We start from the raw sequence: 24,457 nt of genomic DNA on the forward strand, positions 1-24,457 counted from the left end.
TACATGCGTGGACCCCACAACATCATTCGCCTGATCCGCACAGGCGCCACGCTAGAGCGCACAGGCGCTATGAACGTCGTCTTGGACGCGTTCGAAGCCCCACGCGCGGTGCGCATCCTTGCCCATACTTTGGGTAAACCGTTTCAGTGGCTGGGCTACAAGGGCGACCCCGAGATGCCGCCTGCCACCCGCGCGCTAACTGCATTGGGCCCCGCTTACATCAAGTTCGGCCAGGTTCTGTCGACTCGCCCGGACGTCGTCGGTGAGGAATTGGCGGAACAGCTGCGCGTTCTTCAGGACAAATTGCCCCCGTTCTCTCGAACCGAGGCCATGGCAGAGGTTGAAAAGGAGCTTGGGCAACCCGTCGCAGAGATGTTCAGCGAGTTCAGCGAACCGATCGCCGCCGCTTCCATCGCGCAGGTCCACAAAGCCAAGCTGGCAAGCACTGGCGAGGATGTCGCCGTCAAAGTTCTGCGCCCCAATATCGAACGCGCGTTTCGCAAGGACGTGGACGCGTTTTATTTTGCCGCCCGTATAGTTCAGCTTTTTGCCCCCGGTGCGCGCAGGTTACGCCCGATGGAAGTCATCGAGCATTTCGACGGCGTTGTACGCGGCGAGCTGGATCTGCGGCTGGAAAGCTCTGCGGCCTCGGAATACGCCGCCAACACCAAAGACGATGCCGGGTTCTGGCTGCCACCTGTTGTTTGGTCCCTGTCTGCGCGCCGCGTTATGACGCTCAGCTGGGCGGACGGCATTGCACTCGGGGACAATGACGCGCTGGATGCGGCAAATCATGACCGCCGCGATCTGGCAGAGCGTGTCCTGCGGATGTTCCTGCTTCATGCCCTGAGGGACGGCTATTTCCACGCCGACATGCATCAGGGTAACCTGAAGGTCGCGGCCAATGGCGATATCATTGCCTATGATTACGGAATCATGGGCCATATCGATGAATACACCCGACGGGTCTATGCCGAGATTCTGTTCGGTTTCATTCGCCGCGACTACAAACGTGTAGCCGAAGTGCATTTCGAAGCCGGTTATGTGCCCGCCAATCAGGATGTCGATGAATTCGCCCGCGCCCTGCGTGCCGTAGGTGAGCCTATCTTTGGAATGGACGCCACGCACATCTCGATGGGCCGACTACTAAACTACCTGTTCGAAGTCACCGAACGCTTCGGTATGGAAACACGGACCGAACTGATCCTGTTGCAACGAACGATGGTCGTGGTCGAAGGCGTTGCCCGGTCTTTGGATCCGCATACCAATATTTGGGAAGTAGCCCGCCCCGTGGTCGAAGATTATATCAAGCAATCCATCGGCCCCCGCGCAGCCCTTCGGGATTTTGGCAAGACTGCAATGGTCCTTGCCCGTTTCGGCCCGCGCCTGCCTGTGCTGGTCGAAAACGCCCTTATCGCACAGACACATAAAGACGAGCCACCAAAACCCGGCCTCGCAACTGCGATTCTGCCCGCAGCGCTGGGCGCTGTTGCAGGCGCAGTGATTGTCTTGGCAATAATGGCGCTCGGCTAGTTTTGATCCGCCTGCTTCCGCAGGCGGTAAATGTCCTTCAGCTGAATTGCAGCCTGTCAGGTTGGGGGGTGACTGCCCCCTATCCGTTCACCTGTCAGAGCCGCTCGATTGCAATGGCAATACCCTGCCCGCCACCGATGCACATGGTGACCAATCCCTTTGCGCCCCCGACGCGCTCCAATTCATACAGAGCCTTCAAAGTGATGATCGCCCCAGTGGCTCCTACCGGATGGCCCAGGGCAATAGCACCCCCATTCGGGTTCACTCGGGCTGCATCAAGCCCCAGCTCCTGATTGACGGCCAAAGCTTGCGACGCAAAGGCTTCGTTGCTTTCGATGACGTCGAAATCCTCTACCGACAAGCCGGTTTTCTTCATCAGGTTTTGAACTGCCGGTACCGGGCCGATGCCCATCACCTCGGGACGAACGCCAGCGTGTGCGTAACCCAGAATGCGCGCTTTGGGCTTTAAACCGGCTTTCTCTGCTGCGTCTGTAGTTGCCAATACCATCGCCGCAGCACCATCGTTGATGCCCGATGCGTTGCCTGCCGTGACACGTCCGTCCTTTTTGAAAACAGCACGCAACCCAGACAATGCTTCAACCGTCGTCGCCTTGGGATGCTCGTCTACAGCGAAGTCCACCATATCGCGTTTGACCTTCACCTGCACCGGAGTGATCTGGCTTTCGAAATATCCGGCATCTATGGCTGCCGCCGCGCGGGTCTGGCTCGTCAAAGCAAACTCGTCCATTTGCTCACGGCTGATTTGATGCTCATCCGCCACATTTTCCGCCGTGACCCCCATATGCCCTGTGCCGAACGGACAGTTCAGCGCGCCCAGCATCATGTCCAACGAGGCGACATCCCCCATCTTGGCACCCCAGCGTGCCTGCGGCACGATATAGGGACTGCGCGACATGCTTTCCGCACCACCAGCGACGGCGAAATCCGCATCGCCCAGCATTAGAGACTGAACCGCCGATACAACAGCTTGCGCGCCCGAGCCGCACAACCGGTTCACATTCATCGCCGGGGTCTCGTTCGGTATGCCCGCCTGCATTGCCGCGACACGTGACAGATACATATCCCGAGGCTCGGTACTGATCACGTTTCCGAACACCACGTGACCGATTTGGCTACCTTCGACGCCCGAGCGCTCCAACGCCGCCTTGGTAACGACGGTTGCCAAATCAATCGGTGCAGTCGAGGCAAGCGCGCCGCCAAACGTTCCAATCGCTGTGCGGGCTCCGTCCAGTATTACGATGTCGGTCATGTCTCACTCCTCTTGGATTTGGTGACAGTATGCATCCGCAGCATCCGCCTGTCGCGCAGGACGTTCCGTCACGACCGGAATTGACAAAGCACCGCCAAAGGCGCATGAAATTCCGTCATGACGGAAAGCACAGACGATATCCTGACACTTCTGCCCGCCCGCCTGAAAGAGGCGCGTCGCGCCAAGGGGCTGTCTCTTGAAGCCGTGGCCAATCTGAGCGGCGTGTCCCGGTCCATGGTCAGCCAGATCGAGCGCGGCGAAAGCAGCCCGACAATCTCGACCTTGTGGAACCTGACCCGAGCATTGCAGGTGGATTTTGCGGGCCTTTTGGAAGAAGGCAGCGGCACCGACCGGATTGAGGTTCTCAGGACATCCGAAGTGCCCAGCATCGACAATATGGGCCAGAACTGTCGAATTCGAATCCTATCCCCTCCGGAAGAAGCTGGCGGACACGAAGTCTATGACATTCGTTTTGATCAGAACGGCGCGTTGAACAGCCAACCCCATACAAGGGGCGCGCAGGAGCAGCTTACAGTCTTGGAGGGTTCGGTTCGGGTGACATCCGGATCAGCAGCCATGGACCTGAACCAAGGAGATACGGCCCGTTATGCAGCTGATGTGTTACATTCGATCTCTTCGAAAGGTGGCCCGGCCCGCGTTTTCCTGATCGTCAAAAACGCCTGATTTCGGCGAATTTCCGCCTTCACGGAAATTTTTCCGTAATTTTGCATATCCCCTATTTGGGAAATGTATCCGTTATGTTAGACAAGCGACTCAAAGCAAGGAGATCGCCATGGCAGATGCATTCCTGTCCCACATCACGGACACTCTCGCGCAGATCGAAGCTGAAGGGCTTTATAAACGCGAACGAATGATCACCTCGCCTCAGGGCGGTGAGATTACTGTGGGCGACAAACAGGTGATCAACCTGTGCGCCAACAACTATCTGGGCCTTGCAGATCACCCAGCGCTGATTGACGCGGCCAAAGGTGCGATGGAGCCCAAGGGGTTCGGAATGGCCTCGGTTCGTTTCATCTGCGGAACTCAGGACATTCACCGTGAGCTGGAACAGCGACTGGCCAAATTCCTGAACAAGGATGATTCGATCCTGTTCGCCGCCTGTTTCGATGCCAATGGCGGGTTGTTTGAGCCTTTGTTAGGGCCTGACGACGCCATTATTTCGGACAGTCTGAACCACGCCTCGATCATCGACGGGGTGCGGCTGTGCAAGGCCAAACGCTATCGTTATCTGAACAACGACATGAACGACCTCGAAGCCTGGCTGAAACAGGCGCGCGAGGACGGGGCGCGTCATATCATGATTGCCACTGATGGCGTGTTTTCGATGGACGGTTATCTGGCCAACTTGCCAAAAATCCGGGAATTGGCCGACAAATACGACGCCATTGTGATGGTCGATGATTGTCACGCGACCGGTTTCATGGGGCCGAACGGCGCGGGTACGCCGGACCATTTCGGCGTCGACGTGGACATTCTGACGGGAACATTAGGCAAGGCACTTGGGGGGGCAATCGGCGGCTATATCGCTGGGCCGCAGCCAGTGATCGACCTGCTGCGGCAGCGGGCGCGGCCCTATCTGTTCTCAAATTCGCTGCCGCCCTCCATTGTCGCCGCCGGACTTGAGGCGATCCGACTGGTCGAAGAAGGCGACATGCTGCGCGCGCAATTGTTCGGTAACGCCAAATACTGGCGCGCAGGGTTGGAGAAGCTGGGCTTTGACCTGCTGCCCGGCGAGCATCCGATCATCCCGGTCATGCTGGGCGAGGCCCCGCTCGCGCAAGAAATGGCGTCGCGACTGTTTGATGAGGGCGTCTATGTCTCGGGCTTCTTCTTTCCGGTCGTCCCGCGCGGGCAGGCGCGAATCAGAACACAGATGAATGCGGCTCTGACCAAGGGCGAACTTGACCGTGCGCTAGCGGCCTTTGGCAAAGTCGGCAAGGAGTTGGGAGTGATCTGATGCGACCGAACACGATGAAGGCGCTTGAAAAATCCAAACCCGAAGAAGGGTTGTGGATGGTGCAGGCCCCAGTCCCCGAGATCAATCCGGATGAGGTTTTGATCCGCATAAACAAAACCGGCATTTGCGGCACTGACATCCATATCTGGAATTGGGACGACTGGGCTTCGGCGACAGTTCCGGTTCCGATGATCACCGGCCATGAATTTGCCGGTGAAATTGTCGAGATCGGGCGCAATGTCGTCGGGCTGGAAATCGGTCAGCGTTGCTCAGGTGAGGGACATCTGATCACCACCGACAGTCGACAGAGCCGGGCGGGAAAGTTTCACCTTGATCCCGGCACGCGCGGCATCGGGGTGAACGAACAGGGTGCTTTTGCACAATACCTGAAACTGCCCGCATTCAACGTGGTTCCCCTGCCCGATGATGTGCCAGATGAAATCGGCGCCATTCTCGATCCGCTGGGAAATGCCGTCCACACCGCGCTTAGCTTTGATCTGCTGGGTGAGGATGTGTTGATCACCGGCGCCGGGCCTATTGGCATCATGGCCGCCGCAGTTGCCCGCCATGCGGGGGCACGGCATGTCGTTATCACGGACATCAACCGGGACCGCCTCAAACTGGCGGAACACGTTGTCCCCAATCTGCGCGCAGTAGATGTAACCGACGAAGAGTTGCAGGACGTGATCGCCGAGCTGGGGATGAGAGAAGGATTCGACGTGGGTCTGGAAATGTCCGGCTCGCAAGCCGCGCTGGATCAGATGGTCGAGGCCTTGGTCATGGGAGGCAAAATCGCCCTGCTAGGGATTCCACCCGGCAAATCTCCGGTCGATTGGAGCCGTATCGTGTTCAAAGCCATCACCATCAAGGGCGTTTATGGCCGCGAGATGTTCGAAACCTGGTACAAGATGATCGCCATGCTGCAGAACGGGCTGGATGTCAGCCGGGTCATCACTCATCGCTTTTCAGTCGATGACTTTGCCAAGGGCTTTAAGGCCATGAAATCCGGACTCTCCGGTAAGGTTGTTCTGGACTGGACCTAAGGCGCTGGAAAGTTGCAAAATTAGTCCCTACACAGGTGCAAAACGGCATTCGGGAGGGGTGACATGGGCGACAGCAACAAGGATGATCGCATTCTGGAACGCGGGATCGAGGACACTCTGGTCACCGATTTCGCCAAAACACATCGCAAAAGCTATGGCGATTTTCTGCAGCTCAAGACCTTGCTGAACCTGCAAAAGACGTTTCAAGACCCGGCGCAACCGGATGAGATGCTGTTTATCATCATTCATCAGGTCAGCGAGCTGTGGCTGAAGCTGATGCATCATCAATTGGTCGAAGTCCGGCGCTTCCTGCAAGAGGATGATTTCGGTCCGGCAATGAAGAACCTTGACCGGATCAAAGCGATCCAGCGGCAGCTGATCGCCGCCTGGGAAACGTTACTGACCATGACACCCGCCGACTATATGACGTTCCGGCACGCCCTCGGCAATTCCTCGGGCTTTCAAAGTTATGGCTATCGTCAGATCGAGTTCATTCTGGGCAACAAGGACGCCTCGACCCTGAAAGTGCATGAACATGACCCTGAAGTCATGGAGATGCTGAATGCGGCGCTGACCAAGCCTTCGCTCTACGATGAAGTGTTGCGCATGTTGTCCCGGCAAGGATTTGACGTGCCACGCGACTTACTGGACCGGGACTTTGCGCAGCCCTACTCCGGCGACCCGCGTGTGGTGAATATCTGGGTCGAAGTATTTCGCAACACGGAAGAACACTGGGATCTGTATGCCTTGGCCGAAAAATTGATGGATGTGGAATCTCTGTTTCAACGCTGGCGGTTCGATCATGCCACAGCAGTGGAGCGTGTGATCGGCATGCAACCCGGAACAGGTGGCTCCAGCGGGGTCGCGTTCCTGCGAAAGGCGCTGGAGTTGCGGTTCTTCCACGACCTCTACGACATGAGGACCGAATTGATGTACACGAAGCAGGATTGAACCATGCTGTACCGGGGATTCACCAAAGAAGAGCTGGATCAGGAATACGCGCCCAGTTCCATGGTGGGCGGTGATCTGGCTCCATACATCGCCAGCTACGCAGCGCTCAGCGCCCAGTACCGCGCGCAGATGGAGGTTAAAGAGTACCTGTCATATGGCGATAACCCCGCGCATGTGCTCGATTTCTTTCCTGCGCTCACAGACAATGCGCCGCTGCATGTCTTCATTCACGGCGGGTATTGGCAGGCTCTCAGCCAGCGAGAATCTGCGATGATGGCCCCGGCCCTCGTCGAAAGCGGACAGGCCTTTGCAACATTAAACTATACGCTCGCCCCCGAGGCGCGTTTGGACCAGATGATCGGGGAATGCCGCGACGCGTTGCTGTGGCTGGCTTCGCAAGCCGGGGAACTTGGATTCGATCCGTCACGGATCAGCCTTTCAGGACACAGCGCGGGCGGGCATCTGGCCGCCATGGTCATGGCAACCGCGTCGGACACACTGGCCCGCGCCGGGATACGCGTTCGCGATGTGACACTTATCAGCGGTGTATTCGATCTGGAACCGATCAGCCTGACCCCGGTTAACGATCCGCTGCAACTGAGCCCGGTCGAGGTGCATGACCTCTCACCCAGTCTGCATTTACCTGCGCCCGGTCCGCGATACCGGGTGACAGTGGCAGAACGGGACACGCCAGAGTTTATTCGTCAAAGTCGGGATTATGCAGAACAGCTGCGCAAGGCCGGGCATTCAGTCAGTTTTGCCTTGCAGAAGGGGATGCATCATTTCGATATCATCATGCACCCCGGTACATTTCTGCCCACTGTGCCTGGGTAAACACGTGGTCTCAAAATGAAAACAGCGGCTCCAAGGAACCGCTGTTTTCTTCATTCGTTTCCGGATCAATCCAGCGTGCGAGTGACTTCTTCACGCTCGAATATCTCGATCACGTCGCCCTGACGGATATCGTCGTAGTTCTCGAAGGCCATACCGCATTCCTGACCCGACTGGACCTCAGCCACTTCATCCTTGAAGCGCTTCAGCGTCTTCAGCGTGCCTTCGTGGATCACCACGTTGTCGCGCAGTAGGCGGACGCCTGCGGAACGGCGGGCGACGCCTTCGGTGACCAGACAGCCAGCAACCTTGCCAACGCCAGTGACCTTGAAGACTTCGCGAATTTCGGCGTAACCGATGAACTTTTCGCGGATCTCGGCGCTCAGAAGGCCGGATGCGGCCGCTTTGACGTCGTCCACAAGATCGTAAATCACCGAGTAGTAGCGAATCTCGACACCTTTCTGGTTCGCGGTATTCCGTGCCGAAGCATTGGCACGAACGTTGAAGCCGAATATCGGTGCGCCGGAGGCTTCGGCAAGACCGACATCCGTCTCGGTGATCGCACCAACACCCGAGTGCAGCACGCGAACGCGTACTTCGTCGTTGCCGATCTTCTCCATCGCCTGAACGATGGCTTCGGCCGAACCCTGCACATCCGCTTTCATCAGAATCGGCAGCTCGGTGATGTTTTCGTCTTCCTTGGCTTTCTGCATCAACTGCTCAAGGGTTGTCGCGGCACCAGCAGCGGCGCGTTTGTCCTTGGCGGCTTGTTCACGATAGGCGGCGATTTCACGGGCCTGCGCTTCGGTCTCGGTCACGTTCAGAACGTCACCCGCTTCGGGCGTACCGTTGAGACCCAGAACCTCGACAGGAACCGACGGGCCAGCTTCTTTGACGCGCTCGCCCTTGTCGTTGATCAGCGCACGGACCTTACCGTACTGCTCACCCACAACGAAGATGTCGCCCTGGTGCAGGGTCCCGTTCTGAACCAGAACAGTGGCCACTGGACCGCGGCCCACATCCAGCTGCGCCTCGATCACGGCACCTTGTGCAGCGCGATTCGGGTTGGCTTTCAGCTCCAGAATCTCTGATTGCAGCGCAATGGCTTCCAGCAGCTCGTCCAGGCCCTGGCCAGTTACGGCCGAAACCTCGACGTCCTGAACTTCACCGGACATCTTCTCGACGATCACTTCGTGCTGCAGCAGGTCGGTGCGCACCTTGTCCGGGTTCGCATCGGGTTTGTCGATCTTGTTGATCGCCACGATCATCGGCACTTCGGCGGCCTTGGCGTGGTTGATCGCCTCAATCGTCTGCGGCATCACCGCGTCATCGGCGGCGACAACCAGAACCACGATATCCGTCACCTGAGCACCACGCGAGCGCATCGAGGTAAAGGCCGCGTGGCCAGGCGTATCCAGGAACGTCAGCGTTGCGCCGCCATCAGTCTGAACCTGATATGCGCCGATATGCTGAGTGATGCCACCGGCCTCACCCGCGACAACACGCGCGTCGCGAATCGCGTCCAGCAGCGAGGTTTTGCCGTGGTCAACGTGACCCATGATGGTGATGACCGGCGGCCGCGGCTGCAGGTCTTTGTCGTCGTCTTCAACCTCTTTGATGACATCCTCGACGTCCGAATCAGAGACGCGGGTCACCTTGTGGCCGAATTCTTCGATGATCAGTTCGGCAGTATCGGCGTCGATTGTCTGGTTCTGTGTGACCATCATGCCCATGTTCATCAGCGATTTGACAACATCGGCCACGCGCTCGGCCATACGGTTGGCCAGTTCCGAAACCGTGATCGCCTCGGGCAGCTGAACGTCGCGGATCACCTTTTCCCGCTCGACCGTACCGCCCATCGCCTTCTGACGCGCACGCTCCTGCTTACGCTTCATCGCGGCCATCGAGCGTTGGCGATTGCCTTCGCCACCAGTGGCCTGACCAAGTGTCAGCTTACCCGACCGGCGGTTGTCATCGCGACCCTTGCGCGAGCCCCGCTGATCGCGTTCGCGATCCTGCTTACGCGGAGTGGCCGCCGGGGCCGGTTTGCTGGCAGGGCTGCGGGCGGGCTTGGGTTCTTCCGGTGCCGGGGCGGTTGCGGCGCGTTTGGCCGCTTCTTCAGCCTCTTTGCGCTTGCGTTCTTCCTCTTCGGCCTTCTGGCGTGCACGTTCTTCAGCTTCGCGCTGTTCGCGTTCCTTGGCCTCTTGCTCGGCACGTCGGCGGGCGCGCTCTTCTTCGCGCGCCTTTTCCTGTGCCTCACGGGCTGCGGCCTCTTCAGCCTCGCGCGCCTTGGCAGCCTGAAGCGCCTTCATCCGGCGCGCCATTTCGGCATCAGAGATACCTGCGGGACGACGCGAAGGATCACCCGTTGGCGCAGCACCGCCTCCCGGCTTGCTGGCGCCCGGCTTGGGAACCACCACGCGCTTGCGTTTGGTTTCCACCACGACATTCTTGGTACGTCCGTGGCTGAAACTCTGTTTCACATTTCCGGGGCGTGCCCCGCCACGAAGACCCAATGTCTTTTTGCCGTCATTATCGCTCATAAAGCTTCTTACCCTTCCGCGCGGCCCTTGCCGCCGTCATCCGTTTCGCGCAAGCCATGCAGGCGCTGCGCTTCCTCTACAACACGTTTGGCGAGTCCGCCAGAGGCCAGCGCCGCATGAATCACGGTTTGGCGCCCAAATGCCTGTCCTAACTCGTCCGAAGTCAGCCAACCGATGTATTTGCCGAAGTGCGGCGTGCTCAGTTTGGACTTACCGCGCCCCGATCCGTCGGTGGCCTGAATCAGCACCTGAGCCTCTTCCCGGTCCAGCCACGCCTTGACCTTTTCGTAGCCGGCAACCGCATCGCCCGACTTGCGTGCCAGACTCAGAAGTTCGATCACGCGGCGCAAGATCTGTTTTTCGACCTCATCGGCCAAATCCTTCGGCACGCTTACCTGCGCCTTGAACCCGCGCGCGAACAGTTTCTTGCCCACAGCCTGATCCAACGCAGCGCGATCCGCCGCCACATAGACCCCGCGTCCAGGCAATTTCGCCGCGACGTCCGGATAGACCTGACCGTCTGGCCCCGCCACAAAGCGTATCAACCCATATTTAGGCTGAACTTCGCCCGTGGCGATGCATTTCCGCTCAGGTCCTTCGGACCGATCCTTATGGACGCCACCGCGACCCATTCGCGCCACCCGAGACCTGAGATCAGGCCTCGGCTTCCTCTTCAGCGGCTTCGCCTTCGGTTTCTTCCTCGGCCTGTTCCAACTCGGCCGGATCAACCCAACCCAGCATGATCCGCGCGGTCATCACCATGTCCTGAGCCTCTTCCAGTGTCACACCGAAAGGTTCCAGAACACCATCATCCTTGATGCGCTCACCATCGACCGTGGTCCAGCCCCCTGCCAGTTCCCAGTCGGCGCAGGTTGCGAAGTCTTCCAGCGTCTTCACATCGTCCTTGGCCAGTGCCTCAACCATTTGGGGTGTCAGGCCTTCGAATTCAATAAGACTGTCTTCGGCACCCAGCGCACGAGCGGCATCCAGCGCCGCTTTGGCTTGCGCTTCCAGGAATTCACGCGCCCGGGTCTGTAGCTCTTGCGCGGTGCCTTCGTCGACGCCGTCAATCACCAGCAGTTCATCGATTTCCACATAGGCAACCTCTTCGAGGTTGGTGAAACCTTCGGAAACCAGCAGCTGGGCAAAGAATTCGTCCAGATCAAGGCTCTCCATGAACAGCTGGGTTCGGGCTTCGAATTCTTTCTGACGGCGAGCCGATTCTTCGGCTTCGGTCATGATATCGATGTCCAGATTGGTCAGCTGGCTGGCGAGACGCACGTTCTGACCACGGCGACCGATGGCGAGGCTCAGTTGCTCTTCGGGAACCACAACTTCGATCTTACCGGCTTCCTCGTCCAGAACAACCTTGGAAACCTCGGCTGGCTGCAGCGCGTTCACCAGGAAAGTCGGCTGATCTTCGTTCCACGGGATGATGTCGATTTTCTCACCCTGCAGCTCATTCACAACGGCCTGCACGCGGCTGCCGCGCATACCAACGCAGGCACCGACGGGGTCAATCGAACCATCGTAAGAGATCACGGCGATCTTGGCGCGCGAACCGGGGTCACGGGCGACGGCCTTGACTTCGATGATGCCGTCATAGATTTCCGGCACTTCCATCTTGAACAGTTCGGCCATGAATTCCGGCGCGGTACGCGACAGGAAGATCTGGTGGCCGCGAACCTCACGGCGGACTTCCTTGATATAGGCGCGCACACGGTCATTGGGGCGATAGCTTTCGCGGCCGATCTTGTCGTTGCGGCGCAGAACGGCCTCGGCACCGCCCAGGTCAACGATGACGTTGCCGAATTCCTCGCGTTTGACTGCACCGTTGATGATGGTGCCCGCACGATCCTTGAATTCTTCGTACTGACGATCGCGCTCGGCCTCACGGACCTTTTGCAGAATCACCTGCTTGGCGGACTGAGCGGCGATGCGGCCCATTTCGACCGGCGGCACTTCTTCAACGAAAACGTCACCAACTTCGGGCGCTTCCATATACTGCTTGGCCTGCTCGACGGTCATCTCGGCCTGATAGTTCTCAAGCTCTTCATCCTCGACCACGGTACGAACGCGAGTGAACGTCGCCTTGCCGGTCTTGCGGTCGATCGACACGCGGATATCCATTTCGGCGCCATAGCGGCTCTTTGCGGCACGGGCGAGCGATTCTTCCATCGCTTCGACGACCAGCCCGGGGTCGATCATCTTTTCGCGGGCCACGGCCTCGGCGGTCTGCAGCAGCTCCAGCTGGTTGGCTGAGGTGATTGCCATCAGTTCGTCTCCTCTTCGGACCCTTCGGTCTCAATCTCGTCGAAAGCGTTTTCGTTCAGCGAGCCAGCGTCCTTGCGCTGGCGCAGCATTTCTTTGATCAGATCATCGGTCAGGACCAGCTTGGCATCGCTCAGCCAGTCGAATTGCAAACCGATGGTTATCGTCTCGTCCCCTTCTTGGAGGTTGATCAGAACCTCGTCCCCTTCAATGCCTGCCAGCTCACCCTTGAAGCGGCGGCGGCCGTCGATCAGTTCCGAGGTTTCCAGCTTGGCCTCATACCCTTCGAACATCTCGAAATCCTTGAGACGGGTCAGAGGGCGGTCGATACCCGGGCTGGACACTTCCAGCGTATAGGCGTCGAGGATCGGGTCCTCGACATCCAGCGTGGCGCTGACCGCATTCGAGATTTCGGCGCAATCATCCACTTCGATGCCGCCATCGGGCTTATCGGCCATGATCTGCATGGTAGTCTGCTTGCCGCTCATCAGGCGGATACGGACCAACTCAAACCCCAGATCCTCAATAACGGGGGTGATGATCTCGGCCAGTCTCCGGTCGATGGCTGCTTTGGCTATCAGGTCGTTTGTCATCTGGTGCTCTACCCTTCAAACGGGCACAAAAAAACGGGCGCGCGGCCCGTCGATCTTTTCCGGTGGAGCCCCGGACCTTAGCCCGACACGCCGCTGTTGAAACTGCATATACGCAGGATGATCCGAATCTGCAAGACGAATGTCCGATATTGTTGCCGCTGACACTTATTCTGCGTCTGACCAACCTTCATCACGATGCGTCCCGTCACAGAAAGGCTTGTTTCCCGACTTGCCGCATCGACACAGGACATACTTACTTTGACACGCCCCTTTCGCCTTCAGTTCGGCGGGCGGTTCGACACCCAGGACCCAATAAGGGCCATCTTTCTGCACCTCGATCTGTGCACGGTCCGCATGCAGATGTTCCCGGGATTCATCATCCCCCAAGGCCAACGCACCCGACGGGCAGGCCGATACGACCTCGCGCACCTCGTCGATGGTTCCTTGATCAGGTTGAACCCAGGGCTTTTGCGATGGGTTAAAAATGTTGGCGGCCAGCCGCCCGCATTCCGCCGCATGCGAGCACAACAATGGATTGAAACTTACGGTTACGGAGTCGCCACGATATCCGATTATCCGATCTGGCCCCGCCGGAGTCCCACCGCGGCTTTCGAAGTCAACCTTCGCATGTGTTCCGTCGCAAAACGGTTTGTTTGCAGAATGCCCGCAGCGGCACAGCGCCATAACCTGTTTGACTTCGATTTCCCTTCCGGCGGCATCGCGCATCGAGTGAAGGTGTTTGACAATCAGTGGGCCGTTTTCACGTTCTTCGATCGTAGTTGTATCGGACATGTGAACATTCTCCCCTCAAAGGGTCAGCGTAGAGAAGCGCACCTGCTTGTCAAATTTCAAACACCTGCCTCAGACAAGCCACCATCTTTCGGCCAGGCGTCCGTCGTCCAACGCGGCGCCTTTTGCGATTTGGCGGGGCATGCCGACATTGGATGCGACGGCCAGCGCCAAATTCGCCTCGGACGGGTGATACCGCAACCCCCGCGTTCCGCGCAGATCGCTTGCGTCAGGAAAGGCGGCAAGGTCCACATAACCGTCCCGCAACGCCTCGGCCCGAACATGAGCATCTGGGATCACGATTACCTCGATCGCATCAACCCATCCTGCCTGGCCATCCTTGTAATGACCCGCAACCCTGCGCCCCAGGAAATGGCGCGTGTCCTCGGCCCGTTCGACCCGATAACAGCCGGTTCCATTCGCCTCGGACAAAGGCGATACGCCTTGCCCCGTACGGGTGATAACAAATCGGTTGTCAGCCAGCAGGAACGGAAGACCCGGATTCGCCTCGGCAAGTTCCAGACGCACGCTATTGGATGACAGGGCTTCGGCTTTCCCGACCTCGGACAGAACAGCCAGAACGTCGCGGATATCCAAGGCCGCCCCATCGTGAAACAGTACGTCGTCCCGTAGGCCAAATTTCCATACGCGCGCCACCGAGTCAGTTTCCCAGCTCGTCGCCAGTTCGCCACGCAGAGTTCCGTCGGCCGCAATCTCGGTCAACGTATCGTACACCGCGCCCCGCGCGACCTGCTCCAGACTATCATCCCGTGGCACGGCCAAACGCAGCGTACCACCCGGTTTTGGCGTATCGGCCAGGGACGCGCCCGTCGCCGCCAGCAACGCGGCAGCGGCACCCGAGGCGAACAAGGCACGACGATCGATCCGGTTCATGCTACGCCCTCCGCCACACGATCCATGATACGCACCAATTCGGAACTGATGCCCGGTTCGGACAACGCGTGCCCCGCATGGCGCACCAATTTCAACTCGGCATTCGGCCAGCGATCCGACAAGTTCCATGCGGCCTGCGGTGGGCAGATCATGTCATAGCGTCCCTGCACGATATGCCCGGGGATATGCGCGATTCGGTCCATTTGGTCCAATATCTGCCCATCCTGTTCGAGAAATCCACCATTGATGAAATAATGGTTTTCAAGCCGCGCAAAAGTGCGCGCGTATTCGCCCGGACTTTCCCCAATCGCCCCGTTGGTATGAATCGAAGCCAATGAGTTTTCCCAATGCGACCACGCACGGGCATAGAGAATCTCGGTCGCGCGGTCTCCGGAAAACAGACGTTTGTTATAGGCGGATATCGTGTCGGACAATTCGGCCTCAGGCAGCAACGAGGTGAATTTCGCCCATTGCTCGGGCCAGAACCTGCCTGCTCCGCCGCCGTAGAACCAATTCAGCTCGGCCTGCGTCATCAGAAACACACCGCGCAGCACCAGACGGCTGACGCGGTCCGGATGCGTCTGAGCATAGATCAGGGCCAGCGTTGCACCCCAGCTACCGCCAAAAGCAATCCATTCTTCAATATCGAACAAGTTGCGCAGCCGTTCGATATCCGCAACCAGGTGCCAGGTCGTATTGTCCTGAATCGACGCGGTCGGTTGTGACCTTCCGCACCCGCGCTGATCAAACAGAATCACCCGATACACACGCGGGTCGAAATACCGCCGCATGGCCGGGCTGCATCCACCACCAGGGCCGCCGTGCAGAACGACAACAGGAATACCATCAGGATTTCCGCATTGTTCCACATAGATACGGTGCCCGTCGCCCATATCGACCATTCGCTGATCGAACGGGTCGGTCGGCGGGTAAAGATATTGAACTGCGCGCTTTTGGTCCGGGTACTTGTCCATTATGGGCCTATATAGTCCTTAAGCGTAAAAGAGCACACGGAGACAGGAATGCAAGCGCATCCGAACACGGTCGACCCGTCCGAGATCGCAAAATTCGAAGCGATGGCTGCGGAATGGTGGGATCCGCACGGGAAATTCAAGCCCCTGCACATGATGAATCCCTGTCGCCTGGATTATATCACACAGCAAATCGCCGGTGAATTTGACCGTGATTTGAAGGCTCCGAAACCGTTCGAAGGGCTGCGTTTACTGGATATCGGCTGCGGCGGCGGGTTGCTGAGCGAACCCATGGCCCGGCTGGGAGCTAAGGTCGTGGGGGCAGACGCCGCCGAAGGTAACCTACCAGTGGCACGTATCCATGCGGAACAGTCCGGTCTGGACATCGACTACCGTCACACCACTGCCGAGGACATGGCAGCCGCAGGCGAGCAATTCGACGTGGTTCTGAACATGGAGGTGGTCGAACACGTCGCCGACCCGGCAGGTTTCTTGACCGCCTCGCAGCACTTGCTGAAACCGGGCGGCTTGCTGATCTGTTCCACCATCAACCGCAACCCGAAATCCTATGCGATGGCCATCTTCGGGGCCGAGGTCGTCATGCGCTGGCTGCCGCGCGGCACGCATGAATGGAACAAGTTCATCACTCCAGATGAGCTATTCGACCTGCTGCGCCAGGCCGGGCTGGAGCCGGTAGACCGCAAGGGATTTGTGTTCAACCCGATCCTGTGGAGCTGGTCGATCTCGGACCGGGATTTAAGCGTGAATTATGTGACGGCGAGTGTGAAGCCGGGGTAGGATGGGTTTTTAACCCATCATTACGACGACAAGCCAGACGCTATGGGTGCAAGCACCCGTCCAACGCTTACTCACTTTCGTAGTTCCGTTTTGAAATCAAACGGGCTGATCAATTGTTGATCAAGATCAGCGTCTATTGGTTTAAGCCACTCATTGTAAGTCGGTAGCCATCGCAAAACCGATTCTACCCCCCCCGTCAACGGTTCCTTCGTGGCTTGGATCGTCAACCTGCGTAATTCATAGTCGGCACCAAATCTGTCAGCAAGTTCGTCAGGGTTTACCAGTTGAATAGATGTTGGGTCTTCGATGTTCTCGAACGTAACCATTCGCGGCCATAAGTTCGGAGGAACATCGAGGGGTTTAGTCTGCCTCTCCACTTCACGAATGGCATCTTTGAACCCGGGAACGTTCTTGGATTCGCTCCGCATGGTCAGCCAAATCAACCGACCGGCTCCCTCGTCAAGCAATGCGAACAGATATCGCCCGCCCAGATCAGCCACGACGGCCTCGCCAGTGATACCAATATCGCCAAAATCCATGCCACCAAGCCAATCAATCGGGGCTCTAACGTCTACCCTGGTAACACTCGACGCGGTCACGGGACCGTCAGGCGTATCAAAATACAGCACCATTTTCTGATGCCAGGCCGCTCTTTTAGCGCAACCTGTCAACAGAACGGCCATGACGGCGAATATGACTATGTAAAATCTCAATTAGCTTCTTCCCGCCATGGTTGATTCCCAGCTTGATCAAATCAATCAAATGGAAGAAACTCTACTCCCCCTCCAACTGCAACCGCAAATCCCGCAGCACGGGCAGGGTGCTGCGGACCCGCTCCAGCCCCAGCTCTCCGACCACCTGATTGATCAGCGGCGCGATGGAGGAGATCGCCTGATCCCGCGCGCGGCGACCGGCGGGGCTGATCGCGACCATCTTGCGGCGGGCGTCGTCCCAGTCGGGGCGGATATGGATGTATCCGGCCCATTCCAGCTTGGCCAAAGTGTTGGTCATCGCACCACGGGTGACATGAAACGTGCTGGCCAATTGCGCCGGACTGCGTTCGTTGCCCACAAAGGCCAGATGATTCAGCACTGAAAAATGCGAGATTTCCATACCTTTGGGCAGCACGCGGCTTAGCCGGTTGCGCAATAACTGATCGGCGGTCAGGATCTCGCTGAACAGCGTGACCGCAATGGCATTGGTATCGTCTGTCATGGTCCGGTTCTGGATCAGGGTCCGTCAAAGGAACGGGTATGCGTCAGCGAATGTATACGCCGACGCGCCTCTGTCACAGAACTATCATCCAAATCGAAAATGTGAATGCCCGGATCGGTCCCTGCGTCGATCAGCACCTCTCCCCACGGGGCCACGACCATGCCGTGACCATAGGTATAACGCGTCTTTCCGCGGGTCTTGGGGTGTTCCCCGGTCTGGGCCGGGGCAATTACCCAACATCCATTTTCGATAGCCCGCGCCCGCAACAGCGATTCCCAATGCGCCGCACCCGTGACCGGCGAAAACGCAGACGGAACCGTCAGGATTCGCGCACCAGCCTGCGCCAAAGCCGCGTAAAGGTGCGGAAAACGAACATCATAGCAGATGGACAGTCCAACCCTACCGAATTCTGTCTCAGCTACGACTGCCCTGTTACCGGGCCGGTAGTTTTTCGATTCGCGGAACGACTCGGCCTCGGTGACCTGAACGTCGAACATGTGGATCTTGTCATACCGGGCCACGATCTGCCCCTGAGGGTCGATCATGAAGGATCGGTTGGCAAAGCGACCGTCCGCGTCATGGGTTTTGATCGCAAGCGAGCCGATCGCCAACCAGACACCAAGCTCTGCAGCCTGCTCGCGCAGGCCAGCCAGCGTAAGGTCATCCTCTTCATGCTGTAACACTTCGCGCTGCCGTGTCGTGCTGGTCGAAACGCAGTTTGTGACCTCAGGCGTCAGGATAAAGCGTGCGCCATGCCCGGCCGCCTCGGCCATCATGGCGCGCACCATTTCCAGGTTCCGGGTCGGATCGTCCGACGAGGTGATCTGCAGCAGCGCGCTTTTCATCAGGCCGCCAACAGGTTGTCCAACTTGCCTTGGCGCTCCAACTCATAAAGATCGTCACAGCCGCCCACATGCGTTGTGCCGATAAATATCTGCGGCACGGTGCGTTTGCCTCCGGCGCGTTGGATCATTTCCGGCTTGCGTTTGGGATGCATCAGCACGTCGACTTCCGAAAACTGGACACCCTTCTGTTTCAGCAAGCGTTTGGCCGCGTGGCAAAAGCCGCATAGCGGCGAGGTATAGATTTCAACCGACTTCATTTTCCGTCCCTTCGGGTTTCGCGCAATCTTCCGCGAATTAGGCATCCTTGGCAACGCGCGCCAGTGCCAACACGAAAATATGATTTGCCCCCGCTGCCTGACAAACACGCGCACAGGCTGCCAGCGTTGCGCCAGACGTCATCACATCATCCACCAGCAGCACATCACGCCCCTGAAGCCTGCCCTGCCGCTTTGGGTGAACCGCGATCGCGCCTTTCAGGACTTCGGCACGCTGTATTGCGGTTTTACCGTCCAGAACAGGCGTTTTAACACGGCGAATCAAAAGATCAGGGCAGGTTTCGATTCCGGTTTCGCGCCCCAGACGTTGTGCCAGCAATGCGGATTGGTTGTATCGGCGCTTTACCAACCGAGACCAATGCAAGGGAACTGGAACGACCAACATATCATCCCGGAACAAATCCCGCCCGGCCTGCGCCATCCAACGGGCGGCAGGGCGCGCCAGCTCCGGTCGGTCGCCGTGCTTCAAAGCCAGGATCAAGGACCGTGCGCGCCCGCTATAAAGAAGCGCTGCACGCCCGCTCTGCCATGGGCGCGGCGATCTCATGCAGTCATCACATTCGATCCGATGACCATCAGCCAAGCCCAGCAATGGCATCCCGCAACTTTCGCAGACAACACCACCGATAAATGGAGTTTCGCGCCAACACATACCGCATAGCCCAAAATCCGACTCTGTCAGTTCCTCGCATCCCAGACAGCGTGGCGGATAGATCAGCTGAACAACGGTTTGAATCCGATGCCACATGCGATAGTTGCGGCCTATGAAATTGCCTGTCTCCAATACACCCTCTCTGTTTGACCGAACAGCCCTTGTCCAGCACCGCGCTCGAGCGACGGACAACGCGCTGTTCCTGCATCGCGCCACCGTGGACGAAGTGCAGGATCGACTCTCCTTGGTTAACAAAACCTTTACAGAGCCTGCGATCGTATCTCCCTTTCCGCAGGCTTGGAGCAACGTCCTGCCGGGCGCCAAAATCGTTGCGGATGACGAGGTGCTGGCTCTGACATCAGCGGCACATGATCTGGTGATCCATGCTATGGCACTGCATTGCGCCAATGATCCTGTTGGACAGCTGATCCAGTGTCACCGCGCCCTGCGGCCTGACGGGTTGCTGCTGGTGGTTTGTCTGGGCGGCGAGACCCTGCATGAACTGCGCGCAGCTCTGGGGCAGGCCGAGATTGAGGTTTCTGGCGGTCTCAGCCCCCGCGTCGCGCCCATGGCTGAACTTCGCGATATGGGCGGTCTGCTGCAACGGGCCGGGCTGGCCTTGCCAGTGGCGGATTCTGTGCCACTAACAGCCGAATACCGTGACCTTTGGCATTTGATGCGGGACTTACGCGCGATGGGTGAAACCAATACTCTGTCTGCGCGCCTAAAACGATTTACGGCGCATTCGGTATTCGAAACGGCACAACAGATTTACGAGTCGCATTTCACAGCCCCTTCGGGCCGTCTGACGGCCACGTTCGAGTTGATCTGCCTGACCGGTTGGTCACCCGATGCCAGCCAACCCAAACCGTTACGCCCGGGATCAGCCAAGATGCGCCTTGCTGATGCCTTGCGCACAGACGAGGGCAAACTGCCCGATTGACGACCCGCCGATTCCCGTTATCTCAGGCCGGAACAGAAAAGCCAGGAAGCCCGACATGTCTGACGCCACCCGCCCCGCGAACGCGCACGCCGAACACCCCAAGGTTAAAATGGGACGTGTGGGCGTTCTGTTGGCCAATCTGGGGACTCCGGATGACTATTCCTATTGGCCAATGCGGCGCTACCTGAACGAATTTCTGTCAGATCGCCGTGTGATCGACTACCCGGCGTGGAAATGGCAACCAATTCTGCAGGGCATCATCCTGACCAAACGGCCTTTCAGCTCGGGCGAGGCGTACAAATCGATCTGGAACCATGACAAGGGCGAAAGCCCGCTAATGACCATCACCAAGGATCAGTCGGCCAAGCTGCGCCAAAGTATGAAAGCACGATACGGAGATAGGGTCCTGGTGGATTTCTGTATGCGCTATGGCAATCCATCGACGAAATCCAAAGTCCGGAAAATGGTGGCCGACGGCTGCGACCGTATCCTATTTTTCCCGCTTTATCCGCAGTACGCTGGCGCCACGACGGCCACTGCCAACGATCAGTTCTTTCGCGCCCTGATGGAAGAGACCTGGCAACCCGCAAGCCGCACAGTGCCCGCCTATTTCGACGAGCCAGCCTATATCGACGCATTGGCGCAGTCTGTCGAGCACGCTTACGCTACCACGGACACTAAACCGGATATTCTGGTCTGTTCTTATCACGGGATGCCCGAGCGCTACTTGCAACAAGGCGATCCCTATCACTGCCAATGCGTGAAGACCTCTCGTTTGTTGAAGGAACGCCTTGGATGGTCGGAAGATCGACTTGTCTCGACTTTCCAATCGCGGTTTGGCCCCGAAGAGTGGCTGAAGCCTTACACGGTAGACCACGTGGCTGAACTGGCGCGACAAGGAAAGAAGAACATTGCCGTTATCGCCCCGGCCTTTTCAGCCGATTGCATCGAGACGCTGGAAGAGATCAATGAAGAGATCAAAGAAAGCTTTGAAGAAGCCGGAGGTGAAACATTCACCTACATCCCATGTCTGAACGACGAAGATGCGCATATCGCAGCACTATGCAAAGTGATCGAAGATAACCTAAAAGGTTGGATGGATTGAACCTATTCTCCGATCAGACATAAAAGAAGGCGGTGGATTTCTCCACCGCCTTTTTGTCGATGAGTCTCGTCGACTTAGCTTGCTGCAACAGCTGCGGCAACAACGACCAACAGGATCAGCGGCAGGACGATGCCCTGCGACGAACCCTGAGTTTCTTCGACAACAACAGGTGCTTCAACAACCGGCTCTTCCAGGTTGCCAGCATATGCGGTCGAAGCAGCAGCTGTCAGAGCAGCAGCGAGAACGAGTTTCTTCATATTAACCTCCAGAATTTGCGCGATTCCCAATAGCGAAACCGCACATCTAAGACTTACCTCGTGAGTTTTTCTAATCAGCTATCCCCATGGATTGCAATTGCAACTTGCGCCGCAGGCGGCTTCGTGCGCGAAAGTGTCGTCAAATAAGCAACACTTGCGTGCCCACCTTCGTCATTGAGAACAGCTCGGCGATATCATCGTTGAAAAGCCCGATGCAGCCATTGGACGACCGGCGACCGATTTTGCGTGTATCGTGCGTGCCGTGGATGCGGTAATACTTCCAGCTCAGATATAAGGCGTGCGTTCCCAATGGGTTATCCGGTCCCGGTGGAATGTAGTCCGGCCATTCCGGGTTTCTTTTCTTCATCGAAGGAGTCGGCGACCAGCTTGGCCCCTCGACTTTGCGGATTACGCTGGTCCGTCCGCGACGCGTCAATTCCTCGGTCAGCGGTACCGATGATGGGTACAGCTTGTAGACGGACTGATCATCTGACCAATAATGCAGCGCTCTTGAGACCGTATCGACCAGAATCGCGCCGTTTCTGGTGTTCGAAAAGTACGGTTCCCAGTTCAGCGCCCGGAATCCTGAGACATTACGGCGCACCTCTGGCTCAGGTTCCGGAGCAGGGCGCAAGGGATCACCCGGAATGTATTGCGCCAAAGCCGGCGAAGCCAGACCAGCCGCAGCAGCCGCGATAAATCCGCGGCGCGTTGGTGAAAATATGCGCTTTTTGACCATGACGGACGGTCCTTTGTTATGTTCAGATACTAAATCCGGGTCATTTTATGGCCAGAATGCTTCAGTCGCAAATCAAACCGGCAGAATCATGCAAGGTTGCCCCATTGCACGTTTGCTCCGAGCGCTCAGGCGGGCTATTCCCGGTATCGACACAAAAATTAGGCCAACCATGACGCGTATTTTTACCTTACTCTTGATTTGTTTTGCCGCTTTGGCCGCCTGTACCGATTCGCGCGCGCCCTCCCTTGGCTCCGACGGTCGGCCTCTGCCTACGGTCTACAAGATTCGCGGGAACCCCGAAAAACTCCAATTCCGTATGCTTGATTCGGTCAATGCACTGCGTCAAGCGCAGGGATTGCAGCCCGTTCAGTTGAATGCCCAGTTGAACGCGGCGGCTGCCACGCACTCAAAGGACATGGCCCGGCAAAATCGCCCATGGCACTTTGGCTCGGACGGATCGTCCCCGTTGGACCGGGCGACCCGTGTGGGGTATTTCGGGACGTTCCTGGGCGAAGCGATTTCGGAAACCTATGAGACGGAAACCGAAACGCTGGCGGCATGGATGCAGGAGCCAGGCCCTCGGGCTGTCATTTTGGACCCCAAGGCAACGCAGATGGGGTTTTCCTGGCATCAGGAAGGTGGCGGCAAGATCTGGTGGACGCTCGAAATGGGCACCGGCGGCTGATCATCCTGATCAGTTGAACGACAAAGCCCCCGAAACTCGGGGGCTTTTTTTGTTTTCGGACCCTTTCCTTCGGCGGTCAGGCCGCTTGCATGGATTGGGCTTCTGTCAAAATCGCGTACAGTTTGACTGGGTCAGGGTTGGCCCTCAACTTAGCGCAGACCGTAGGTTCGCGGAGCGTTCGTGACACCAGCGCAAGTGCCTTGAGGTGATCGACACCGGCCTCTTCTGGCGCAAACAGCGAAAATGCCAGATCCACCGGCTGTCGGTCTACCGATCCGAAGTCCAGCGGCTTCTCCAAAAGCACAAAAACACCAGCAACTGATTCCAACTCAGAAAGTCGCGCATGCGGCAGAGCCACGCCATGGCCAACACCCGTTGGGCCCAGGCTTTCGCGTTCCAGCAAGCTGTCAACAATGGTCTGCGCATTTAACCCGAGGGTCGCCGCGCCAACGTCGCCGATTTCCTGAAACAGTCGCTTCTTGCTAGAAGCAGCAGACAATACACGCACTGCTTCGGGCTTGAGTATGCTCGAAAGCTCCATGGTCACGCTCCTGGGCTAAGCCCCCGCAATTGGCGAGGGCGTGCCACTTATCCTTGCCTGTTACGGATCGATCCAGCCGATATTGCCGTCATCGCGACGGTACACGACATTCAACCCATCCTTGTTCTCATTCCGGAACACCAGCACTGGGGCGCCCGCAAGCTCCATCTGCATAACAGCTTCGCCAACACTCAGCGATGGGATCTTGGTTTCCATCTCAGCCACAATCATGGGCTGCAATGAGTCGGGTTCGGCTGCCGTCTCAGATTCGTCCGAGGCGAGGATATATGAGGACGCGCCAAAGAGTTCAACAGGCTCGGACCGATCCTTGTGGTGGTCCTTCAAGCGACGCTTGTAACGGCGCAACTGTGTTTCCATTTTGTCGCAGCATGCCTCAAACGCCGCGTAAATTTCGGTTGCGTGGGCTTTGGCCTGGGCGGTTAGGCCTGTCGACAGATGTACGGTGGTTTCGCATACATATTCATGCGCCGAACGGGAAAAGACGACGTTGGCATCCGTTGGTCGCTGGGCATATTTGCCAACGGCTTCGCCCAACTCGGTCTGCACGTGAGTCTGCAGCGCCGCGCCGATGTCGATCTGTTTTCCGCTGATTTGGTAACGCATGTGATCTCCTTCACAATTCACACCCATTCTGACGCCGCGATACGCGACTGACTTCTTTTTATCGGGTGGGGGGTAGCGACATTATTTGCGGTAGTCTCCGAATCGGCCCTT

The 24,457-nt window shown here is 57.8% G+C and carries 27 protein-coding genes; 10 read left to right on the forward strand and 17 right to left on the reverse strand.

The genetic code is table 11. From position 1 onward, the window contains the following. The first annotated feature begins 3 nt into the window (after window positions 1-3). Window positions 4-1,533: a 2-polyprenylphenol 6-hydroxylase gene (gene ubiB / locus AC2TCY_RS00500; protein ID WP_480844757.1), complete on the forward strand. Its 1,530-nt coding sequence runs from the start codon at window positions 4-6 to the stop codon at window positions 1,531-1,533. 94 nt (window positions 1,534-1,627) lie between these two features. Here the strand turns inward: ubiB and AC2TCY_RS00505 are convergent, their stop codons facing one another. After that, window positions 1,628-2,803 (reverse strand): acetyl-CoA C-acyltransferase family protein, encoded by a 1,176-nt coding sequence (locus AC2TCY_RS00505; RefSeq protein ID WP_480844758.1) that lies wholly within the window; start codon window positions 2,801-2,803, stop codon window positions 1,628-1,630. Between the two features lie 117 nt (window positions 2,804-2,920). On the opposite strand from AC2TCY_RS00505, the gene AC2TCY_RS00510 reads away from it, so the two are divergent. The 5 genes from AC2TCY_RS00510 (at window position 2,921) to AC2TCY_RS00530 (ending at window position 7,609) form a co-directional block, all read left to right on the forward strand. Then, on the forward strand, window positions 2,921-3,487 hold the full coding sequence (locus AC2TCY_RS00510; protein WP_480844759.1) for a helix-turn-helix domain-containing protein: 567 nt from the start codon (window positions 2,921-2,923) through the stop codon (window positions 3,485-3,487). A 109-nt stretch (window positions 3,488-3,596) separates the two neighbouring features. Then, complete coding sequence (locus tag AC2TCY_RS00515) at window positions 3,597-4,781, forward strand: glycine C-acetyltransferase (RefSeq protein WP_480844760.1); 1,185 nt, start codon at window positions 3,597-3,599, stop codon at window positions 4,779-4,781. Window positions 4,782-4,795: 14 nt separating this feature from the next. After that, entirely contained in the window at window positions 4,796-5,824 is a 1,029-nt protein-coding gene (tdh, locus tag AC2TCY_RS00520) for an L-threonine 3-dehydrogenase (RefSeq protein ID WP_480845472.1), read from the forward strand. Window positions 5,825-5,887: 63 nt separating this feature from the next. Continuing rightward, a complete protein-coding gene (locus tag AC2TCY_RS00525; protein WP_480844761.1) occupies window positions 5,888-6,775 on the forward strand; it encodes a tryptophan 2,3-dioxygenase in 888 nt (295 codons plus the stop codon). A 3-nt stretch (window positions 6,776-6,778) separates the two neighbouring features. Beyond that, window positions 6,779-7,609 (forward strand): alpha/beta hydrolase, encoded by an 831-nt coding sequence (locus tag AC2TCY_RS00530; protein WP_480844762.1) that lies wholly within the window; start codon window positions 6,779-6,781, stop codon window positions 7,607-7,609. A 65-nt stretch (window positions 7,610-7,674) separates the two neighbouring features. Here the strand turns inward: AC2TCY_RS00530 and infB are convergent, their stop codons facing one another. The 7 genes from infB to pip all read right to left on the reverse strand — a co-directional run bounded on the left by infB (window position 7,675) and on the right by pip (window position 15,670). Next, entirely contained in the window at window positions 7,675-10,149 is a 2,475-nt protein-coding gene (gene infB / locus AC2TCY_RS00535) for a translation initiation factor IF-2 (protein WP_480844763.1), read from the reverse strand. 8 nt (window positions 10,150-10,157) lie between these two features. Further along, on the reverse strand, window positions 10,158-10,781 hold the full coding sequence (locus tag AC2TCY_RS00540; protein WP_480844764.1) for an RNA-binding protein: 624 nt from the start codon (window positions 10,779-10,781) through the stop codon (window positions 10,158-10,160). Between the two features lie 22 nt (window positions 10,782-10,803). Then, complete coding sequence (gene nusA, locus AC2TCY_RS00545; protein ID WP_480844765.1) at window positions 10,804-12,423, reverse strand: transcription termination factor NusA; 1,620 nt, start codon at window positions 12,421-12,423, stop codon at window positions 10,804-10,806. Next, window positions 12,423-13,013: a ribosome maturation factor RimP gene (rimP, locus tag AC2TCY_RS00550; protein WP_480844766.1), complete on the reverse strand. Its 591-nt coding sequence runs from the start codon at window positions 13,011-13,013 to the stop codon at window positions 12,423-12,425. Before rimP ends, nusA begins: the two co-directional genes overlap by 1 nt. 165 nt (window positions 13,014-13,178) lie before the next feature. After that, complete coding sequence (locus AC2TCY_RS00555; protein ID WP_480844767.1) at window positions 13,179-13,805, reverse strand: CDGSH iron-sulfur domain-containing protein; 627 nt, start codon at window positions 13,803-13,805, stop codon at window positions 13,179-13,181. 69 nt (window positions 13,806-13,874) lie between these two features. Continuing rightward, window positions 13,875-14,696: an ABC transporter substrate-binding protein gene (locus AC2TCY_RS00560; protein WP_480844768.1), complete on the reverse strand. Its 822-nt coding sequence runs from the start codon at window positions 14,694-14,696 to the stop codon at window positions 13,875-13,877. Next, window positions 14,693-15,670 (reverse strand): prolyl aminopeptidase, encoded by a 978-nt coding sequence (gene pip / locus AC2TCY_RS00565; protein ID WP_480844769.1) that lies wholly within the window; start codon window positions 15,668-15,670, stop codon window positions 14,693-14,695. The genes AC2TCY_RS00560 and pip overlap by 4 nt, the downstream gene beginning before the upstream one ends. 48 nt (window positions 15,671-15,718) lie before the next feature. Here pip and ubiG point away from each other — a divergent pair, with 48 nt between their 5' ends. Continuing rightward, window positions 15,719-16,465, forward strand: a complete 747-nt coding sequence (gene ubiG / locus AC2TCY_RS00570; protein ID WP_480844770.1) for a bifunctional 2-polyprenyl-6-hydroxyphenol methylase/3-demethylubiquinol 3-O-methyltransferase UbiG — start codon at window positions 15,719-15,721, stop codon at window positions 16,463-16,465. A 71-nt stretch (window positions 16,466-16,536) separates the two neighbouring features. Here ubiG and AC2TCY_RS00575 read toward each other — a convergent pair whose 3' ends face one another. The 5 genes from AC2TCY_RS00575 to AC2TCY_RS00595 all read right to left on the reverse strand — a co-directional run bounded on the left by AC2TCY_RS00575 (window position 16,537) and on the right by AC2TCY_RS00595 (window position 19,548). After that, the gene (locus AC2TCY_RS00575) at window positions 16,537-17,148 is read right to left on the reverse strand and encodes a hypothetical protein (protein WP_480844771.1); all 612 of its coding nucleotides are present in this window, start codon (window positions 17,146-17,148) and stop codon (window positions 16,537-16,539) included. A 91-nt stretch (window positions 17,149-17,239) separates the two neighbouring features. Next, the gene (locus tag AC2TCY_RS00580; protein WP_480844772.1) at window positions 17,240-17,680 is read right to left on the reverse strand and encodes a MarR family winged helix-turn-helix transcriptional regulator; all 441 of its coding nucleotides are present in this window, start codon (window positions 17,678-17,680) and stop codon (window positions 17,240-17,242) included. A gap of 14 nt (window positions 17,681-17,694) precedes the next feature. Next, window positions 17,695-18,525, reverse strand: coding sequence for a carbon-nitrogen hydrolase family protein (locus tag AC2TCY_RS00585; protein WP_480844773.1), 831 nt, complete (start codon window positions 18,523-18,525; stop codon window positions 17,695-17,697). Then, the gene (gene grxC / locus AC2TCY_RS00590) at window positions 18,525-18,782 is read right to left on the reverse strand and encodes a glutaredoxin 3 (protein WP_480844774.1); all 258 of its coding nucleotides are present in this window, start codon (window positions 18,780-18,782) and stop codon (window positions 18,525-18,527) included. Before grxC ends, AC2TCY_RS00585 begins: the two co-directional genes overlap by 1 nt. A 37-nt stretch (window positions 18,783-18,819) precedes the next feature. Next, window positions 18,820-19,548 (reverse strand): double zinc ribbon domain-containing protein, encoded by a 729-nt coding sequence (locus AC2TCY_RS00595; protein ID WP_480845474.1) that lies wholly within the window; start codon window positions 19,546-19,548, stop codon window positions 18,820-18,822. A 16-nt stretch (window positions 19,549-19,564) separates the two neighbouring features. Between AC2TCY_RS00595 and AC2TCY_RS00600 the strand changes: the two genes are divergently transcribed. Beyond that, complete coding sequence (locus tag AC2TCY_RS00600; protein ID WP_480844775.1) at window positions 19,565-20,395, forward strand: class I SAM-dependent methyltransferase; 831 nt, start codon at window positions 19,565-19,567, stop codon at window positions 20,393-20,395. A 55-nt stretch (window positions 20,396-20,450) separates the two neighbouring features. Beyond that, a complete protein-coding gene (hemH, locus tag AC2TCY_RS00605) occupies window positions 20,451-21,500 on the forward strand; it encodes a ferrochelatase (RefSeq protein WP_480844776.1) in 1,050 nt (349 codons plus the stop codon). A 74-nt stretch (window positions 21,501-21,574) separates the two neighbouring features. Here the strand turns inward: hemH and AC2TCY_RS00610 are convergent, their stop codons facing one another. Together AC2TCY_RS00610 and AC2TCY_RS00615 are read right to left on the reverse strand one after the other, a co-directional pair. Further along, entirely contained in the window at window positions 21,575-21,757 is a 183-nt protein-coding gene (locus AC2TCY_RS00610) for a hypothetical protein (protein ID WP_480844778.1), read from the reverse strand. A 139-nt stretch (window positions 21,758-21,896) separates the two neighbouring features. After that, the gene (locus tag AC2TCY_RS00615) at window positions 21,897-22,496 is read right to left on the reverse strand and encodes a L,D-transpeptidase (RefSeq protein WP_480844780.1); all 600 of its coding nucleotides are present in this window, start codon (window positions 22,494-22,496) and stop codon (window positions 21,897-21,899) included. A gap of 169 nt (window positions 22,497-22,665) precedes the next feature. On the opposite strand from AC2TCY_RS00615, the gene dalA reads away from it, so the two are divergent. Next, window positions 22,666-23,181 carry a divisome-associated lipoprotein DalA gene (dalA, locus tag AC2TCY_RS00620; protein ID WP_480844782.1) on the forward strand — a complete coding sequence of 172 codons (516 nt, stop codon included), beginning with the start codon at window positions 22,666-22,668 and terminating at the stop codon, window positions 23,179-23,181. A gap of 76 nt (window positions 23,182-23,257) precedes the next feature. Here the strand turns inward: dalA and AC2TCY_RS00625 are convergent, their stop codons facing one another. Then, a complete protein-coding gene (locus AC2TCY_RS00625) occupies window positions 23,258-23,722 on the reverse strand; it encodes a PTS sugar transporter subunit IIA (RefSeq protein WP_480844784.1) in 465 nt (154 codons plus the stop codon). A gap of 60 nt (window positions 23,723-23,782) precedes the next feature. Then, entirely contained in the window at window positions 23,783-24,346 is a 564-nt protein-coding gene (gene hpf / locus AC2TCY_RS00630) for a ribosome hibernation-promoting factor, HPF/YfiA family (RefSeq protein WP_480844786.1), read from the reverse strand. Window positions 24,347-24,457 lie beyond the last annotated feature (111 nt).

It is taken from the genome of Ruegeria sp. HKCCD7181, from assembly GCF_057221055.1.